The 18,949-nt window shown below is 41.1% G+C and carries 18 protein-coding genes; 8 read left to right on the top strand and 10 right to left on the bottom strand.

The genetic code is table 11. The features are described 5' to 3' along the window. Positions 1 to 26 precede the first annotated feature (26 nt). The 5 genes from L3Q70_RS17685 (at position 27) to L3Q70_RS17665 (ending at position 7,778) form a co-directional block, all read left to right on the top strand. Positions 27 to 1,115, top strand: coding sequence for an ATP-dependent 6-phosphofructokinase (locus L3Q70_RS17685; protein WP_062567937.1), 1,089 nt, complete (start codon positions 27 to 29; stop codon positions 1,113 to 1,115). A 206-nt stretch (positions 1,116 to 1,321) separates the two neighbouring features. Beyond that, positions 1,322 to 2,485, top strand: a complete 1,164-nt coding sequence (locus L3Q70_RS17680; RefSeq protein WP_062567936.1) for an efflux RND transporter periplasmic adaptor subunit — start codon at positions 1,322 to 1,324, stop codon at positions 2,483 to 2,485. A gap of 12 nt (positions 2,486 to 2,497) precedes the next feature. Beyond that, entirely contained in the window at positions 2,498 to 5,629 is a 3,132-nt protein-coding gene (locus tag L3Q70_RS17675; protein ID WP_062567935.1) for an efflux RND transporter permease subunit, read from the top strand. Beyond that, entirely contained in the window at positions 5,629 to 7,032 is a 1,404-nt protein-coding gene (locus L3Q70_RS17670) for an efflux transporter outer membrane subunit (protein ID WP_237115595.1), read from the top strand. The genes L3Q70_RS17675 and L3Q70_RS17670 overlap by 1 nt, the downstream gene beginning before the upstream one ends. A 128-nt stretch (positions 7,033 to 7,160) precedes the next feature. Next, positions 7,161 to 7,778 (top strand): TetR/AcrR family transcriptional regulator, encoded by a 618-nt coding sequence (locus L3Q70_RS17665; protein WP_062567933.1) that lies wholly within the window; start codon positions 7,161 to 7,163, stop codon positions 7,776 to 7,778. A 31-nt stretch (positions 7,779 to 7,809) separates the two neighbouring features. Here L3Q70_RS17665 and L3Q70_RS17660 read toward each other — a convergent pair whose 3' ends face one another. From L3Q70_RS17660 to L3Q70_RS17635, 6 genes are all read right to left on the bottom strand, one after another. Beyond that, complete coding sequence (locus L3Q70_RS17660; protein ID WP_237115594.1) at positions 7,810 to 8,910, bottom strand: HupE/UreJ family protein; 1,101 nt, start codon at positions 8,908 to 8,910, stop codon at positions 7,810 to 7,812. Between the two features lie 9 nt (positions 8,911 to 8,919). After that, positions 8,920 to 9,918 (bottom strand): hypothetical protein, encoded by a 999-nt coding sequence (locus tag L3Q70_RS17655; RefSeq protein ID WP_237115593.1) that lies wholly within the window; start codon positions 9,916 to 9,918, stop codon positions 8,920 to 8,922. A 40-nt stretch (positions 9,919 to 9,958) separates the two neighbouring features. Beyond that, a complete protein-coding gene (locus tag L3Q70_RS17650) occupies positions 9,959 to 10,471 on the bottom strand; it encodes an Ig-like domain-containing protein (protein WP_062567930.1) in 513 nt (170 codons plus the stop codon). Positions 10,472 to 10,481: 10 nt separating this feature from the next. Next, a complete protein-coding gene (locus tag L3Q70_RS17645) occupies positions 10,482 to 12,074 on the bottom strand; it encodes a DUF4331 domain-containing protein (protein ID WP_237115592.1) in 1,593 nt (530 codons plus the stop codon). Positions 12,075 to 12,198: 124 nt separating this feature from the next. Further along, positions 12,199 to 12,888, bottom strand: coding sequence for an anti-sigma factor (locus tag L3Q70_RS17640; RefSeq protein WP_062567928.1), 690 nt, complete (start codon positions 12,886 to 12,888; stop codon positions 12,199 to 12,201). Then, complete coding sequence (locus L3Q70_RS17635) at positions 12,885 to 13,415, bottom strand: sigma-70 family RNA polymerase sigma factor (RefSeq protein WP_062567927.1); 531 nt, start codon at positions 13,413 to 13,415, stop codon at positions 12,885 to 12,887. Before L3Q70_RS17635 ends, L3Q70_RS17640 begins: the two co-directional genes overlap by 4 nt. Positions 13,416 to 13,758: 343 nt before the next feature. On the opposite strand from L3Q70_RS17635, the gene L3Q70_RS17630 reads away from it, so the two are divergent. After that, positions 13,759 to 15,381 (top strand): diacylglycerol kinase family protein, encoded by a 1,623-nt coding sequence (locus L3Q70_RS17630; protein ID WP_237115591.1) that lies wholly within the window; start codon positions 13,759 to 13,761, stop codon positions 15,379 to 15,381. 2 nt (positions 15,382 to 15,383) lie between these two features. Here L3Q70_RS17630 and L3Q70_RS17625 read toward each other — a convergent pair whose 3' ends face one another. Then, positions 15,384 to 15,650, bottom strand: coding sequence for a VF530 family protein (locus L3Q70_RS17625; protein ID WP_237115590.1), 267 nt, complete (start codon positions 15,648 to 15,650; stop codon positions 15,384 to 15,386). A 67-nt stretch (positions 15,651 to 15,717) separates the two neighbouring features. Next, entirely contained in the window at positions 15,718 to 16,014 is a 297-nt protein-coding gene (locus L3Q70_RS17620; protein ID WP_237115589.1) for a DUF1496 domain-containing protein, read from the bottom strand. Positions 16,015 to 16,108: 94 nt separating this feature from the next. On the opposite strand from L3Q70_RS17620, the gene L3Q70_RS17615 reads away from it, so the two are divergent. Continuing rightward, positions 16,109 to 16,339, top strand: a complete 231-nt coding sequence (locus L3Q70_RS17615) for a TIGR02647 family protein (protein ID WP_062567923.1) — start codon at positions 16,109 to 16,111, stop codon at positions 16,337 to 16,339. A 66-nt stretch (positions 16,340 to 16,405) separates the two neighbouring features. On the opposite strand, the gene maiA is transcribed toward L3Q70_RS17615, so the two are convergent. Next, on the bottom strand, positions 16,406 to 17,035 hold the full coding sequence (maiA, locus tag L3Q70_RS17610) for a maleylacetoacetate isomerase (RefSeq protein ID WP_062567922.1): 630 nt from the start codon (positions 17,033 to 17,035) through the stop codon (positions 16,406 to 16,408). Beyond that, the gene (gene hmgA, locus L3Q70_RS17605; protein WP_237115588.1) at positions 17,035 to 18,339 is read right to left on the bottom strand and encodes a homogentisate 1,2-dioxygenase; all 1,305 of its coding nucleotides are present in this window, start codon (positions 18,337 to 18,339) and stop codon (positions 17,035 to 17,037) included. Before hmgA ends, maiA begins: the two co-directional genes overlap by 1 nt. Positions 18,340 to 18,442: 103 nt before the next feature. On the opposite strand from hmgA, the gene L3Q70_RS17600 reads away from it, so the two are divergent. Then, positions 18,443 to 18,895, top strand: a complete 453-nt coding sequence (locus L3Q70_RS17600; protein WP_237115587.1) for a MarR family winged helix-turn-helix transcriptional regulator — start codon at positions 18,443 to 18,445, stop codon at positions 18,893 to 18,895. Positions 18,896 to 18,949 lie beyond the last annotated feature (54 nt).

The following is an 18,949-nucleotide window of genomic DNA, read 5'->3' as shown; positions in this document are numbered from 1 at the left end:
AGTGCCTTAGCATCAGTGGAAAATGTATGAAAAAATTACTGCTATTAACAAGTGGAGGGGATTGCCCTGGTCTCAATGGGGTGATCCGAGCGGTTGTCAAAGCCGCTGAACATGATGGTAACTGGCAGGTATATGGTAGCCGAAGAGCTTACTGCGGTGTATTAGAAACACCGAACGACATTGTCCACCTTACAAACGAGCTGACTGCAGGCATTCATGTGCGTGGTGGAACAATATTGGAAACGGTGAACAAGGGCAACCCCATTGCCTTTCCAGTAAATGTTGACGGTAAACACCTACTTGTTGACCGTTCTAAGGAGTTAATTGAGAAGCTAGCAGAGCTTGGTTTTGATGCGGTTATCAATATTGGTGGTGACGGTTCTCATAAAGTCTCTCAGCACTTATTTGAACATGGTTTAAATATCGTAGGCGTACCAAAAACCATTGATAATGATTTATATGGTACTGATTATACAATAGGTTTTCAAACTGCCGTCGACACCGCCACAGAAGCGATAGATCGCTTAATACCAACAGCGCAGAGCCATAACCGAGTGATTATTACTGAAGTAATGGGTCGCGACGCTGGTTGGATTTGTTTGCATTCAGCGATAGCTGCTGGTGCAGAAGTGGCGCTTATTCCAGAAATTCCTTACGATATTGAGTCGATAAAAGCCAAACTAACATCACGTTTTAATAAAGGGCATGGGTTTGCCAATATCGTTATTTCAGAAGGGGCAAAGTCCCTTGCTGGTAATGTTGTTTGTAAACAATCAAATGAATTTGGCTATGAAAATCCAGTGCTTGGTGGCATTGCTGAGCAGCTTGCTTCACAAATAAGAGACGGGCTTGACCTTGATGTCAGAGTAACCGTGTTAGGTCATATTCAACGCGGCGGTACACCTAATGCGTTTGATAGGGTGTTAGCAGCAGAGTTTGGTGTGCAGGCATTCGAGCTAGTTAAACAGGGGCGATTCGGTTTTATCCCTGTTAGTAAAGAGGGTGAAATTAAACCAATTAGTTTAAAACAAGCAACTTCAGAATATCGTGTTATTCCTTCAGGACATTCGTTAATAACAAGTGCTCGCGCTATGGGCATTTGCTTAGGCGATTAGTCAATGACTCCTAACTGATAGTTTTAAAACGGTTTTGTAATCAAAATTATCAGTTATCACTGAAAATCTGTGAATAGAAATTATTTATTGCACAAAAAACATGCTCTAAGGCAAGTTTTTTATTTAATGTAAATTAGTTTAAAGACGCTTGATCTGCGTGCTTTTTTGTTTAGAATGATCGTTCACTCTAAACTAAGGACTTAAACATGCAGCGCTCTCGCATTCCATTCTTTGCAGTGTCAGCTCTCGCTGGTGCTGTTTTTTTATCAGGCTGCGGCCAATCAGAACAGGCTCAAGGGCAGACTCAGGCAGCTCAAGCGGTTCCTGTTGGTGTAATTGAGATGCAAAGCAAACCACTTACACTTACAAAAGAACTTCCTGGTCGCGTATCAGCGTCTCGTATCGCTGAAATAAGACCGCAAGTGAACGGAATTATACAATCGCGTTTATTTGTAGAAGGTGCTGAGGTTAAAAAAGGCCAAGCGCTTTATCAAATTGACCCATCGACGTTTGAAGCGCAAGTAGCAACAAGTAAAGCGGCAATCACAAAAGCAGAAGCAAGTATTGCAAATGCAAAAGCTAAATCAGAGCGTTATAAAGAACTGTTAAATATAAAAGCAGTGAGTCAACAAGATTATGACGAAGCTGATGCGGCATACAAAGGCGCTAAAGCAGATTTGTTAACCGCTCAAGCACAGTTAAAAACTGCAGAAATTAATTTGAACTACAGCAAAGTGTTAGCACCTATTAGTGGTCAAATTGGTAAGTCAGATGTTACAGCGGGGGCACTTGTCAGTGCTAATCAAGCATCGGCATTAGCGACAATTACACAACTTGATCCTATTTTTGTAGATTTAACGCAATCAAGCAGTGAATTAACCCGTCTTAAAAAAGCAATTGCAACAGGTGAGCTTGATAAAGATGCTGCACAGCATTCTAAAGTTGAGCTAAAAATGGAAGACGGCACCACTTATGCTCATAAAGGGACACTTAAGTTCTCTGAAGTGACTGTTGACCCAAGCACAGGCTCTGTCACTCTTCGTGCTGAATTTCCTAATCCTGAAAAATTGTTATTACCAGGGATGTATGTACGTGCTGTTGTTGTTGAAGGTGTTAAGAACGACGCGATCCTCGCTCCACAACGTGGTGTAAGCCGTAATACGAAAGGTGAGCCAACTGCGATGGTGGTAAGTAAAGATAACAAAGTTGAGCCTCGTATTTTAAAAACAGACCGTACAGTCGGTGCTAACTGGTTAGTGACTGAGGGTCTACAAAGCGGCGATAAGCTGATTGTTGAAGGTCTTCAGAAAATTAGACCTGGTGCACCTGTTAATCCTATGCCTGCTGAGTCAGTTGCAAATAGCCAGTAACGGAGAAACTTAATGTCACGATTTTTTATTGATCGGCCCATATTTGCTTGGGTACTTGCCATTGTAGTGATGCTGGCAGGTATTCTAGCAATTAGAAGTTTGCCGGTTGCACAGTATCCATCAATTGCGCCACCAGCAATCAGTATTCAAGCCAATTACCCAGGTGCGTCGGCCCGTACATTAGAAGATACGGTTACCCAGGTTATTGAACAAAAGATGAAGGGTCTTGATGGCTTGTTATATATGTCGTCTACCTCAGAATCGAATGGTTCAGCGACATTAACATTGACTTTTAGTGCTGATACGGACCCTGATATAGCGCAAGTTCAAGTGCAAAATAAGTTGTCACTTGCAACACCATTACTTCCGCAAGAGGTGCAGCGTCAAGGTGTCTCTGTTGCTAAGTCTGCTAGAAACTTTTTAATGGTAGTGGGCTTTGTATCCGAAGATGGCAGCATGAATAATATTGATATCGGTGATTATGTTTCATCGAATGTACTTGATATTATTTCCCGTGTGAACGGCGTTGGTGAAGTTCAGCTTTTTGGTTCACAATATGCCATGCGAATTTGGTTAGACCCATCAAAACTGCAAAAATACGCATTAACACCAGCGGATATAAGTGCTGCGATTAGTGCCCAAAACGCGCAGGTTTCAGCAGGTCAGCTCGGTGCGTTGCCTGCAGTTGATGGTCAGCAATTGAATGCCACAGTAACCGCACAAAGCCGCTTACAAACACCAGAACAATTTAGAAATATCTTTGTAAAAACGAATGCGGATGGTTCAGTTGTTCGCTTAAGCGATGTTGCAGAAGTGGAACTTGGTGGTGAAAACTATGGGGTGGTTGCGCGCTTTAACGGTAAACCAGCCTCTGGTTTAGGCGTTAAACTTGCCAGCGGGGCAAATGCACTTGATACTGCCGATGGTGTAAAAGCAGCACTTGCTGAGCTTGAGCCATTTTTCCCTGAAGGGCTAACAACTGTTGTTCCTTACGACACAACTCCGTTCGTATCATTATCAATTGAAAAAGTAGTCAGTACACTAATTGAAGCCGTTGTATTGGTATTCTTAGTGATGTACTTATTCTTGCAGAATTTTAGAGCCACACTTATTCCAACTATAGCAGTGCCTGTTGTATTACTAGGGACCTTTGCGATTTTGCAGGTGTTTGGTTATTCAATTAACACATTAACCATGTTTGCAATGGTACTGGCAATCGGCTTGCTTGTTGATGATGCCATCGTTGTTGTTGAGAACGTGGAACGTGTAATGACCGAAGAGAACTTATCTCCACTGGAAGCAACACGTAAATCGATGGACGAGATTAAAGGTGCGCTTGTCGGTATTGCTATGGTGCTCTCAGCGGTGTTCGTTCCGATGGCATTCTTTGCGGGTTCCACAGGCGTTATTTATCGTCAATTCTCGATCACCCTTGTAACAGCAATGAGTTTATCGGTATTGGTGGCGTTAATTTTAACACCTGCTTTATGTGCAACTATGTTAAAGCCTAGCCATGTTCATAATGATAAATCACTTTTTGGCCGCTTCTTCTTAGGATTTAACCGAGGATTCGATAAAACTAATAATGGTGCGCAAAGCTTCGTATCGCGCATGATCAAGCACAGTAAACGTTACTTACTTTGTTATGGGTTGATTGTTGGTGGCATGGTATTTATTTTCTCGCAATTGCCATCTGCTTTCTTGCCAGATGAAGACCAAGGGATTTTATTTAACCAAGTCAGCTTACCTGCAGGTTCAACAACAGAACAAACGTTAAAAGTTGTTGAAAAGATGGAACGTCATTTTTTAGAGGACCAATCTGAAGCTGTGCGCTCTATCTTTACAGTAACAGGCTTTAGTTTTGCAGGTTCAGGGCAAAATGCTGCCATTGGTTTCGTTGGCTTAAAACATTGGGATGAACGTCAACGTGACGATCTATCTGTTGGTGCTGTCGCTGGTAAAGCAATGGGCTTTTTCTCAACCATTAAAGAAGCTTTTGTATTTGCTTTTCCACCTCCAGCTGTTGTTGAGCTAGGCACGGCAAATGGTTTTACTTTATTCCTACAAGATCGTGTTGGTTTGGGGCATGACAAGTTACTTGAAGCGCGCAATATGTTCCTTGGTATGGCGGCTCAAAACCCTGTGCTTTCAGGTGTACGTCCAAATGGTCAAGAAGATAAGCCAGAGCTTGAACTTGATATTGATTTGGCTAAAGCTGAGGCACTGGGTTTAACACAAGCTGATATAAATAATACGCTATCAACCGCTTGGGGTAGTAGTTATGTAAATGACTTTATTGACCGTGGTCGCGTTAAGAAAGTGTATCTGCAAGGTATCCCTGAATCACGTATGGTTCCAGAAGATTTAGATGAATGGTATGTGCGTAACTCAGCAGGTGATATGGTGCCATTTACAGCATTTGCACGTTCATTCTGGACATATGGGTCACCGCGACTAGAACGTTATAATGGTTTTTCAGCTATGGAAATCCAAGGGGCAGCTGCGCCAGGTTATAGTACTGGTCAAGCAATGATTGAAGTGGAAAAAATTGTTAAGAAATTACCGCCAGGTGTTGCCTTTGAATGGACCGGCATTTCTTATGAAGAGCGCCTAAGCGGTGGTCAAGCTCCATTATTGTATGCACTTTCATTATTAGTTGTATTCCTGTGTCTTGCCGCATTATACGAAAGCTGGTCTGTGCCTGCTGCGGTAATGTTAATTGTACCGCTGGGGGTATTTGGTGCAGGAGTTGCGTCATTTGTATTTAATTTATCGAATGATATTTATCTACAAGTTGGTCTATTAACCACCATAGGTTTAGCATCCAAAAATGCCATTCTTATTGTTGAATTTGCTATTCATAAAATGGATGAAGGGATGAAGTTAGTTGATGCGGCTGTGGCAGCTATCCGTCTACGTTTACGGCCAATCTTTATGACGTCAATGGCGTTTGTATGTGGTGTATTACCTCTTGCAATAGCCTCAAGTGCAGGCTCTGGTGCTCAAAATGCACTCGGTATTGCGGTTATTGGCGGTACGCTTGCATCATCAAGTATTGTGGTGTTGTTTGTGCCGTTATTCTTTGTATTAGTACGTCGTATCTTCCCTGGTAAGCATAAAGCGACAAATGAGGAGCAAGTATAATGACCCTTAAACTCGTTTCTGTTTCTGTGGCAGCTTTGTTACTGTCTGCTTGTAATATGGCGCCAGATCTTGAACAACGTGAATTACCCGTTGCACAAAGCTATGATGTAGAGGGTGGAGAAGGCGATATAAACGCGCTGCATTGGCAAACCTTCTTTAGTAATGACCAATTACAACAGTTAATTCAACTCACGCTTGAAAATAACAAAGACATACAAACTGCTGCACTCAATGTGCAGCAGGTGAGAGCTATGTATCAAATCGAGGATTCAAATTTGTATCCAAGCATCGATTTAAATGCATCAGGCACACGTCAGCGTTTACCTGCAGATTTATCTAACACGGGGCAAGCAACAATCACAGAGCAATACTCTGCAACGGTTGGCTTAACGGCTTACGAGCTTGACCTGTGGGGGAAAGTACGCAATCAGTCTGAGCAGGCACTGCAAAACTTATATTCAGCAGAGTATAGCTTGACCAGTGTTCGCATCAGCTTGATATCTGAACTGGTTAATGCATGGCTAAACTACGCAACCGATAAAGCATTACTTGCGCTTGCTAACGATACGCTTAAATCACAACAAGAGTCATTAGAGTTAACACGAAAGACCTTTGCATTGGGTGCCGCCTCACAGTTAACGCTATCTCAGTTAGAAAGTACAGTAGCAACAGCAAAGGTGGATATTGCAAATTATCAACGCCTACTTAAACGTGATAAAAATGCCTTAGACTTTTTAGTGGGTAAAACGGTGAGTGCTGATTTATTGCCTTCGCAAAGTATTGATACCGTGCTTAACATGCCTGAGGTGCCCGTTGGTTTACCGTCTGAGTTATTAACCCAGCGTCCTGATATAAGAGCTGCTGAACATGACCTACTTGCTGCAAATGCAAATATTGGTGTTGCGAAAGCGGCTTTTTATCCAAGCATTAGTTTAACAGCCAATGCTGGAACCGCTTCTGCTGATCTTGATAATTTGTTTGATTCAGGCTCAGGCACATGGAGCTTTGTACCTTCGATTAACTTACCTATTTTTAATATGGGACGTAATCAGGCTAACTTAGATGTGGCCAAAGCACAGCAAGAAGCTGCGCTAACAAGTTATGAGCAAACAATCCAGCAAGCGTTTAAAGAAGTGTCTGATGCACTTGCAGACCGTCAAGGTTATAAACAACAGCTTGATGCTTTAAATGATCTTTATCGTAGCAATGAGGTATCTTTTACCTTGTCGGATGCACGTTTCCAAAAAGGTGCAGATAGTTATTTGCAAGTGCTAGATGCACAACGTAATTGGTATAGTGCAGGGCAGCAGTTAATTTTAGGTAAGCAAGCGTATCTTGCCAGCCAAATTAACCTCTACAAAGCTCTTGGTGGTGGCTGGAGTGCCCAACACGTTGCGCAATAAACTACCAATTGCATAATTTATTTAAGGACTTGCATGATCTTAGTTGTTTTATCACAAAGCAATGATTAAGATCATGTAAACCTTATTTAAGTTATAGTTAACCCACGTCACATTACCTCGGAGACAAAATGACGCAAAAAACCAAAAGACACAACGACCCTGCGCTTGCTGAGGCCAGACGGAATCAAGTGCTTTGTGCGGCTGCTGATTGTTTCCGACGCAAAGGTTACCATGGTGCGGGTATGGCTGAAATTTCTAAAACTGCGGGTATGAGTGCTGGCCATATCTACAATTACTTTGCGAGTAAAGAAGCTATTATTGAATCTATTGTCGAGCGCGATATGGAAGAGATGTTCTCTATCTTTAAAGAGTTTGCTAATAAACCCGGTGACCGTGTTACGGTGCTACTCGATGGCCTAGAGCGAGGAGTTGAACGTCATACTGATTTAAACCAAGGTGCGCTTGATCTTGAAATGTTGGCTGAAGCTGCACGCAATGAAAAAGTGGCTAACTTACTGAGAGAGTCCGATAGCCATGCTCGTGATTCTATGCGTGAGTTACTGATTGGTGAAAGAGGCCCCTTGCAGGATACAGAGCTGTCTGAGGTAAATGCACGTATTGAAGTGATGTTTTCAGTGATGGGCGGGTTATTGCTCAGAAAGATGCTCAACCCTTCCCTTGATACTCAGCAGTTAATGAAGGCACTAAAACCCGCCATGAGGACTTTGCTAGTCCCTTTTGAGTAATATCAAATAGAGGCGTGATACGCCTCTATTTTTAAAATCGTTCTATTGACCATTGTAATGCGATAAGAGCAATCGCAACGGACCCTACTGGCATGACCCATTTTTTGTACCAATCATAATTTCGCATAGCAATAAGTAACGGTAAGCAAACAGCTAAAATTGCAAGCTGACCTAGCTCTACACCTAGATTAAATGCAAGTATGCTCATCAATTGGTAATTAGAAGATAAACCAAGCTCACCTAGTACGCTCGCAAAGCCCATTCCATGCAAAAGACCAAATGCAAAGGTTACCCATCCTAAGCGAACAATTAGTGGCCAAATATTATTAAGCGCAGCAAATAGCACTGAAATTGCAATTCCCAGTTCAACCCAACGGCTATTAGGCGATACCAGTTCCAATGCAGTAGCTGTCAATGTGATTGAGTGTGCAAGTGTAAAAGCGGTGATGATCCACGCTGTATCCACGGCTATTTTCTTTTTAGAGTTAATCCCTTGCCAACGCTTATCATTTCTAACGAGAACGCACGTTAATAATAGAGCCACAAGGAATAAAATATGGTCCACACCCATCCAAATATGTAAAACACCCTGATAGACATATTCGATGAATGTGTCGCTGTAACTCGATTTACTGAAATTAATGACTTGCGATTGTTTGTTCTGACTAAACACTCTGCTTGAATTAGCAACAGCTGCAATCGCTTTATGATTTGAGTCTATATCAAATAGCGCGGTGTATTTTAGGGTAATTGCGGCAGACGCGCTTGGGCAAACTATCTGAACAGGGACATCAATGTATGATTGATTAAAGTGAGAGTCTACTTTTAATTCTCCATTGTAAGATAACAAGCAAGGCTCTGCAGATTGCACTGTAGATAAGTGTTTACTTAGATAAGAGATAATTGCCGATTGTTTGGTTTTAATTTCTTGCCATGTAATCACGTTATCTTGGTTTAAATCAAAGGGGATTTTTTGTTCTAAATCACCAACGGCAACCTGCCAAGAGCCCGATAATTTTAACTGCTCGGTCGAATCAGCTTCAAGATTCAAATAGGCTGTACTTAATTGGTGTGCTTTTAACGTAAAGCTACAAGCAAAAAGCATTAAAGCAATTAAAAGTGACTGTTTCATTGTAATTCCCTAGTTGTGCTTGGTCGCTAATTCGAGCAGGCGTTTATCGCTCTCTAACTTAGCATGCTGCCAGTTAATGTTTGCCCAATAAGTAGCTTTTGTAGGATCATGATTTATCATTAAATAATACCAAGCAAGGTCACTGGCATGATAGGTGTCTTGTCTCAATTCTCGTAGTGTTACTCGCTTTTTCAGCAGTGTTTGCCACTTACTTGATTGGCTGTCTTCTTTATTTAGTTCTGCTTGTGCTAAGCGAAGTAATAAAGCATCTTCTAGATTGCTTTCATCTGCTGTAAGTTTTGAAAGTGTCACGAGCACTTTTTCGTTATTACCAAGCGCTAATTGCGCATTTGCCCACAACACAACTAAGCTGACAGGTGCTTTGGCCAGATCAACTTCATTTAAATATTGTAAGGTTTGTTCTGGCATGTTTAATCGATAAGCCATTTCTGCAAGAACATGGCGTGTATTCATGCTTATGTTTCGTTTTTTGATAATTTTTTTTAAGCCGTCATAGCTTTTTGCCAAATCACCCATTTGGCTTTTAACATCAAGAGAGCAGGTTGAAATTGTCTCAATACTGGCTTTACCCACCAGCGATAAGCAACTTGAATTTGCAGCTGCAAATTGGCCTTGTACTTTAAGAATATTTGCTTTTAGTAAAATTGAATTCACATGGCTAGGGTCGTTTTTTAATAAATCATTCAATACCGCCAAAGCAAGTTCGAACTTGTGCTCGCGTTGCAGCAGGCGTGCATAATAGTAGTGGATATCAGGGTCATCCGTTTGACGAATTTTTTCTGATAAGTAATTTTTTAACAGGCCTTGGTTTGATTCTGTTCTACCAGCCCATTGATTCTGCTCAAATAACGTTGCCAATTCGTATTTCGATAATGTGGCAGGTAAAGGACTTCTTGAACTTGCTATTATATCTTCGTCGTTCGGTATATATGGCTCTGCTTGCAATAGCGTTGTTGTAAATAGTAGGAAGAAAGAAAATAATTTCATGATTTATCCTTATAAAGGCCATCCGTGGCCAAGTTTGCAATTAGTTTCCACTAACCAGATCATCAAAGTTTGCCTCTGCGCCTGTATTTGTAAATACACGACCGTTTAAGCTCAATGGTTTATCTGATGCACTCTGACTAAATGCAGCACGGCCAATTGTTGCGAAGTCAACTTGCAACGCCTCAATGGTGATACTCACAGTGGCTGTTGCTTGACTGTTTTTACTATCAGTCACAGCAAAATCAAAACTGTCAGAGCCTGTTGTTTCTGGATTTGGCGTGTATGTATAACTGCCATCAGCATTAACAACAACATCACCTAAGCTCGGTTCAGACACTAAACTGTAAGTAAGTGCATCGCCGTCAGGGTCAGACCCTTTTAGCATATCTTCAATAGCAACTTCTGTTTGTGTTGTTACCATTGCATCAATTGCACTGGGAGCATTGTTTACAGGTGTCGGTTTCATTTTGTCATCATTATCACTACCGCCACAGCCTGCGAGTACGCCTGCAAAAATGCTAAGGAGTAAGGTAGAACGATTGAATTTACACATAATTGCCTCCTTACTTAGACCCAGCAATTGGCGTTGCAAGATAAGGGAAACTAGCATCCATCATACTTGCATCCAATGGGGCACCATCTGTGAATGGAACAGTACCGACACTGGCATCATCTGATGTACATAAGCCTAAGTCTGTGTCGGTGCCGTTGACAGGGATTGGATAACACAAACGACCCATTACAACACGAAGCGCAATATCAACAACATCATCACCCGGACGACGGCCGTTAGGGAAGCCAGCTAAATCATCACCTGCTACTCCAAATGCAGATTGTTCTGACTGCGCTGTTGCTGCAATGGCGGTATTTAAACGTAGCATTTCTGATGGTGTTACAGTTGCAAGCTGGTTTACACCTGGGAAGCCAGTTAAAAACGCAGTTACCAAGTCAACACGAGGGAAGTTGGTTGGTGCAAGGGTTTCGATATTCGTACCTAAGGTAGTATTTACAGCATCTTTAAATAAGATGTTAAGTAGCTCGGGTAGTGAAGGGTGTGTTACATAATCAGCGAACTGACCATCATCAGCAGGAGCAGATGTAGAGAAAGTGTCTTTATCCTTAAGGCCAATGACAAGCTCGTTTACAAGTGGGTTACCAAGGCGAGACACTTGTGTTAAGGCACCCCCGTTCACAGCATTTTTAGCAAATGAAGCATTCGGGTTTAGAATACGTGCTTGAGGTAAACTTGCCGTTGTCCAGCTACCAATTGTGCCGTTACCTTCACCAGTGACACAAGCTTTGGGTACTTCAACTGCAATTGCAGTGACATTTTTCATTGCTAAATCATCATTGTCTGCAGATTGTGTAATACCTCCAGGAAAGCCATTACCGTCACCTGCTCCAGGGGCACTGTCGCCTTCAACTGGCACATAATTAACTAGGTCAAAGGTTTTACCAAGGTTAACAACAAATGGGTCTTTACGCTGGCCTACAAATACTTTACCCATACCGCTGCAGCCTGGAATCGCAACAGTGTAGATATACTGGTTTGCATACTCTTTATAAGCAGACATCGATGAGAATGTTTTGTTACCGATGTAATCAAGCGGTTTGTAAAACTCATTACTGCTGTTCATGGTATTGGTCAGCATTGCTTTAGTGCCGGTACGTTGTGGGCCTGAAATAACACTAACAGTATATGATTCACTAAAATTTACTGCAGCGTCATTTCCAGCTGCGACACCACCTACGTTTTTAAGAGGTACTGCCACGGTTCTTTGGTTGCCTTCTGGTCCCACAGTGAGTGCAACTCCCATATTGTCATTAGGGAGCATGCTTTTGAAATTAAAAGCAAAAGTGATATCTTCAATGGCATCACCGTCATTATCGATATGAATACTGTAAGTTGCATCAGGATCCATAGCGAAATAATTTGGGCCGCCATATGCATCCTGAAGTGGGATGTAGTTAGCGATAAAGGTGACATAGTCGCCACGACCTTCTTCGTAGCTATTAAACGCGTAAAAGTCAGTTGAATCTAATGTCGGGAAGCGCGCGATGTTAGGCGCTTCACGGTGACTTGAAGCTTCAGTTGGAGAGCTGAATAGGGTACTACATACTACAATTGCAATAAGAGATGGAGTTACGTTCTTCATGACTTTATCCTTAGTTTTTTAAATTAAGTCATAGTGAATACGTATTGGTAATTTAACTGGATGCAATAATTTTAAAGTTTTTTAACAAAAATATAAAAAGCCGTGCTTAGCACGGCTTATTAGTCTAAAGAACAACTAGCTCTGTGGTGTAAAGCACCTCAGTTGGTGAGCCATTTGGGGAGCCCCCTAATGGTTCAAGGCTGACTGCAAGCAAACTTATATCATCTGCATTAAAGCGGGCATCCTTAGGTAGTTCTAATCTTCCTGACTTAGGTAATAGGCCAAGGGAGATAGGCGCTTCTTGCCCTTTTATTATCATCCAAAGCTCATAATCCTTATCGGTGCGAGGAATTAACGCGGCAGATGCTTTTACTGATAAGTTATTTTGTTGGACATCAATAAACCATAAAGGTGTTTGCTCTTGGTTTTTGAATAATGCGATTTGTTGTGCTTGAGATTTTGCAGACTCATGAGGCTGCCAAATGATCAGAGCAAGCACAATACATGCAGCCGTTGCTATTAATGACCATGCTTGGAGTATCGATGAGTTCGATTTTTTTGCTTTGCTGTGAATAGGAATAACATCTGGGTCGACACGACTGACTATTTTTTCCCATACATGATCATCAGGAGGGATAGACTCAATGGAACTTGCTAAGTTGTTAAGATGCTGCTCCCACATCCATGTTGCTTCTCTGGCACGAGTTGATGTCAGCATTAATCTGGCAAATCTATCACGCGCAGGGCCTCTTAAAGTGCCAAGCACATATTCAGCGGCTAACATATCAATAAGTGTTTGGTTTTCATAATTCATAATGTTAAGCACCTTTGTAGCTGTTGTAACCCGCGTCTGATCCAGCTTTTAACCGTACCTAGAGGAGACGAAATGTGGTCAACAAGTTCATGATGAGTCAAACCCTTATAATAAGCCAAGTGAATAACTTGTCTTTGTTGTGGATCAAGTTGTTCAATACAGTCTACTAATTTTGAATCATCCTCATAGGACACCTGTATGGAGGTTAGATCTTCTTGCTCTTGCTCATCAGTTAAACTTTGCTCTTTACGTACCTTTTTATGACGTAACAGGTCTAAGCAGCGATACCTTACGATACTTATCATCCAAGACATTACAGCACCTTTAGATACCTGATAGTCACTGGCGTTGTGCCATATTTTAACAAAAGCATCTTGTAAGACTTCTTCAGCTTGAGCTCGATTACCCAGCATTTTTACGCTGATAGCAAATAACTTCGCACTGGTTGACTGGTACAAATCAGCAAAAGCGCGTTTATCACCCTTTGCTGTTGCACTGAGTAGTGCTAATAGTTGATCATTGTCCATAAAGTTCCTGTTGTTCTTGTTGTATTTAATTAACGGTTAACTCATCTTTTTAGATGCAAAAAAACATTACTTTTAGAGAAAAGACTGTAATTAAATGATAAAACCACACCTTTTCTATTAGTTAGCCTAGCATGAATGTCCAACTTGGCAACTTTAGCTCATTTATTTTCATGCACTTATGTAAGTTGTTCATGATTTTGTGAAAATATGACCTAAACTATAAGATAGATTTATTTTAAATTATTAAGTCACTGTTTTTATTAGCTCTAATTATGAGTGTTTAAGTAAATTACTGGTTTGAAACTTGCTTTTAATTAATAAATTAGAAAAACAAGGAGTGATTATGTGGGCTGCTATTAGTTATTTGGCGTTAGGAATTGCATTTATAATTGTAGGGTTGAGTGTTGAGGCTATTTATTTTGCGTTATTTTTTTATTGGACTGCTTTATCCTTACTTCTCGTAAGTGGTGCTTATTTCTTTAACTTGGCGCGCATATTTCGTAAGCGTGAAAATGGCGTTATTCCGATTTATATCCGCTGGGCATTTATCCCTTTTTTGATGGGCGCACAACTATACAATGCATGGTCTCGCAAAAATGATAAAGTTCCGCCATTACAGCAAATTGACGAGCAATTATTTTTAGCATGCCGTTTATTTCCCTCTGACATAGACACTATGAAAGAGATGGGCATAACAGCTATTTTAGATGTTACTTGTGAATTTGATGGACTTGAGTGGTCATCAACCCAAGAAAACATCCGTTATTTGAATATTCCTGTTTTGGACCATAGTGTGCCAACTAGGGCACAATTAAACCAAGCAATTAACTGGATTCACCACCAGGTTAAACAAGAACGACGTGTTGTTGTTCACTGCGCTCTTGGCCGTGGACGCTCCGTTTTTGTGATGGCTGCTTACCTGCTAAGTCAAAATAAAGATGCAGATGTGCACGACATTCTATTGAAAATTAAAGAAACCCGCGAAACTGCAAACTTAAATAAGCGTCAATTGCGCCATCTAGTTCGTCGTCACCGAAATGGCGATTTATTAATTAAAAATAAAGCGGTGTTAATTGCAAATCCAGTCTCGGGCACCAAATTATGGGAATCTAAAAATAAGCAAATAACCTCACGATTATCGCAATATTACGATCTTACTGTGCATACAACCACGGAGGATACAAATGGAACAGAGCTTGCTAAAGAGGCGATAAAGTCACAACCTGATGTAATCATTGCATGTGGTGGCGATGGAACTGTGACAGAGGTTGCCACAGTATTAGTTAATACAGATTGTAAACTCGGTATCATCCCGCTTGGCACAGCAAATGCGCTTGCCCATGTTTTAATGGGAATTAAGTCAAAAATTATTCCCGTTGAACAGGCTTGCGAATTAATTATAGAAGGACAGGCTACGCGCATTGATACAGCGCTTTGTAATGGCGAAAGAATGTTACTTTTAGCCGGTGTAGGGTTCGAGCAGCAAATGATTGAAAAAGCGCACCGTGATGCCAAGAATGAATCTGGTCAACTCGCGTACTTGCAAGGCTTTTGGCAGGCGTTAGGTGAGCATGAAGCACAAGACTATACAGTGACAATTGACAGTAATGAGCCACAAGTGATTAATACCACAAGTTTGATTGTGGCAAATGCAGCACCTTTTACTACTTTGTTGGCTCAGTCAGCAGGTCAGCCTGATCATCAAGATGGTCTATTAGATGTGAATTGGTTAACACCTAATACAGATTCAAAAGCAAGTACCTTGAGTATTGCTGAATTGGTTTTTTCGAGTATTACGCAAACAAGTTTCGCGATTGACAGTCATCACACAAATGCGAGAGAAGTCACTATAAGTGCAGATGAACCCTTGAGTTATGTGATAGATGGTGAGGTTAAAACGGCCGATAAGCTGGTGGTTGAAGTATCACCGAAATCACTTTCGGTGATAACCTCAGAGCAGGCTTAACGCTACTTTTTTATACTTTTCCATTGAAACGGTGCGTCGTCATCGTCAGCGGTATTAGAAAAGGTATCAATGTATAATTGCTCTACCTTTTCGCGTGCCCAAGGTGTTTTGCGTAAAAACTTGAGGCTCGATTTAACACTTGGATCATTTTGAAAACAGCGCACATCAATTTGCGCCGCCAAACCATCCCAACCAAACTTTTCTTGCAGCTTAGTTACGATATCAGCGAGTTTAACACCATGTAGAGGATTGTTAGGTTGATTGTCCATGACTCTTCTTTATAACTTTAAACCAGTGCATTCTAACTTAGAACGGCTACCTTTGCTATTTACAGATCTAGTTAACACGAATAGTTTTGGCTGGACGTGGTCTCATAATGTTGCCATCTTTATCAATTCTTAACCAAGATAACTCGCTGTTGTTAAAGTGTGTATGCTTTGCAGCACAAACGAGCTCGCTTTGACCTATCTGAATAATTGCGCCCTCAGTGTAGCGTTTGTTGTCATACCAACACAGCTTTGATTGGTCATATATATCTTGAGAATCAAATACAACAACAGGCTTATCTCTTGCGATTGAGCTCACTGAAAATAAAATACTAAATATTAAAAACGTATGCTTTAATAAACTCAAAATGTACCTCTGTGTATGCAGTTTTATATATCTACACTAAGCTTAATCCTTGTTACTATAAAAATACACATATCTATAATAAAAAGGAGAACACATGCAATTTGATACTAATATGCTTGATGAGTTAACGCTTCTTGCAAAGTTTCCGCGTGATTCACAAATGCAGGGTATTAAAATCCACTCAGATGCAGATACTTCAATAAGGGATGCCGCAAAGCGCCTCTATGATAAAGGCATCACTGATAGCCCTGATGGTGGCTATTTAACGGATTTAGGACTGGATTTGATCAAGCATGTCAGCGTGATCAATTCAGCGCTCAGATAGAAAATATAGAATTTAACAGGCCCGATATTAACGGGCCTTTACTTTGTTCCTTGCAAGCTATTTTAATTAAACTGCATCAGGTTGATTCTGCGGCGCAGCATCAATAAAAGCATCAAGCTTATTACACTGCTCGTAAACAGCTGCAATCTTAGGGTATTTAGTCATATCGACCTTAAAGCGCAGTGCATTAAATACTTGCGGTACAAGGCACACATCAGCAAGCGTTGGTTTGTTCCCAACACAAAAAGTGTCCGCTTCATCAAGTAGCTTTTCGATGCTTTGAAAACCAACTTCTACCCAATGCTTATACCAGGTTGTTTTTGCGTCTTCATCAACACCAAGATCGTTAGCTAAGTACTTTAATACGCGCAAATTATCAATCGGGTGGATATCGCATGCTACGGCATAACATAAATTGCGGATCTGAGCTTTTTGCCATGCATCACCAGTCAAAAGCGGTGTGTCTGGGTGCGTTTCTTCAAGCCACTCTAAAATAGCCAGAGACTGAGCAAGTACACCTTGCTCAGTTTCAAGTGCAGGCAATAAACCTTGTGGGTTCTTAGCAAGGTATTCGTCGCTTTGTTGCTCTGATTTTAATAAGTTAACTGTCACCAGCTCGTGATCAATGTTCTTCAAATTAAGGGCAATGCGCACTCGGTATGCAGCGGATGAACGAAAATAGCTATAAAGTTTCATTATGCGTCCTGTTTACCAGTGAAATGTTTTTTAATAGTACGCCAACAGTCTGTGTAATTAGGCTGGCGCTCTTTACCTTCAAGGGCATATTTTGTTGGTGAAATAACGTAACGTGATTCGAACATAAATGCCAAGGTATTTTCGTAGCGTTGAGGTTGAAGGTCAGCATTTGAGGCTTTTTCAAATACATCAGCTTCTGGACCATGTGGCGACATACAATTATGTAAGCTTGAGCCACCAGGCACAAAACCATGCTCTTTCGCGTCATACACACCTTCGATTAAGCCCATAAATTCACTCATGATATTACGGTGATAATAAGGTGGGCGGAAAGTATTTTCTGCAACCATCCAACGAGGTGGGAAAATAGCAAAGTCGATATTAGCGACTCCCTCAGTCCCTGATGGTGATGTTAACACGGTGAAGATTGATGGATCTGGGTGGTCATAACTTACCGTATTCATAACGTTGAAACGGGCAAGATCATATTTGTATGGCGCACTATTTCCTGTCCATGCCACAACATCCAAAGGAGAATGGCTGATATCACAACGGAACATATTGCCATTAAATTTGGCGACAAGCTCAAAGTCACCTTCGATATCTTCATAGGCCGCAACAGGGTAGTGGAAGTCACGGTCATTAGCATATCCGTTTGCACCAACAGGGCCGCGCTCTGGTAAAATATAGGCATGGCCATAGTTTTCACAAATATAACCACGGGCTGTGTCTGTTAATAAATCAACAGCAAATTTTATCCCACGAGGAATAACAGCAATTTCACCTGCACGAATGGTCAGTTTACCGCACTCGGTTCTTAGCAATAGCTCACCGTGTTGCGGCACAAACAACATTTCACCATCTGCATTATAAAAGTAACGGTTTTGCATTGATTTATTAGCGACATAAATATGAATACCAATACCGGCTTGGCCATTGGCACTACCGTTAGCTGCCATGGTGACTAAACCATCAATAAAATCAGTTGGCTTTTCTGGTATTTCAATTGGATCCCAACGTAGCATGGTGGGTGGCGTTGCTACTTCTGTGATAGGAGCGGTACGAATCAGGCCATTATCAATTGGTGTGTAATCACCTTGTACAACTGAAGGTCGAATGCGATAAAACCATGTTCGGCGGTTATCAGCACGTGGGGCTGTGAATGCCGTTGTACTGAACTGCTCAGCATATAAATCGTATTTTACTTTTTGTGGGCTGAATTGACCGATTGGTAATGCACCGGGTAATGCTTCGGTTTCAAATTCATTACCAAAGCCTGTCATATATTGTAATTCGTTATTCATCACTAGACTCCTGAAAGGTTTTAGGTAAGATACTCTCATGTGAGAGTAAATTCAAACCACGCTGAATTTCATTATGTAAACATTCTTTGACAGTAGTGAAGCCATGATAACAGATAAACAGCCAACACTCGATTTACAAAAATTCTTACCTTACTCACTGACTAATATAGCTGTGCAAATGAGTGAGCAGTTTAGTGAACTTTATCAACAATTTGATTTAACGGTGCCGCAATGGCGCGTTATTGCTAATCTTGCTCAGTATGGTCAGTGTAGTGCAAAAGCTTTGTGTGATATGGCACAAATGGATAAATCAACCGTATCCCGTGCAGTAAAATCACTATTAGCAAGAGAGCTTTTAACGGCAAAGCCCGACCCGATAGATAAACGTGCAAACCTGCTGATGCTGTCTAAAAAAGGGGTCTGTTTACATGAACAAATAGTACCGGAAGCAATTGCATGGCAAGCACATTTGGTGAGTGGTTTAGATAGTCATGAATTAACACATTTTTTTAACATTCTTACTAAGCTTTCCAATCACTTAAATAAAAATGTGTAAATCTGTAATCAGTGCTTTATAGCAATTGATTTAGGCAATCTATACGTATATGAT

Origin of the sequence: Pseudoalteromonas sp. CF6-2 (assembly GCF_021729425.1) — a bacterium.
Taxonomy (GTDB): domain Bacteria; phylum Pseudomonadota; class Gammaproteobacteria; order Enterobacterales; family Alteromonadaceae; genus Pseudoalteromonas; species Pseudoalteromonas arabiensis.
Note: the sequence above shows the minus strand (reverse complement) of the source record. Positions and strands in the feature narration are given on the sequence as shown.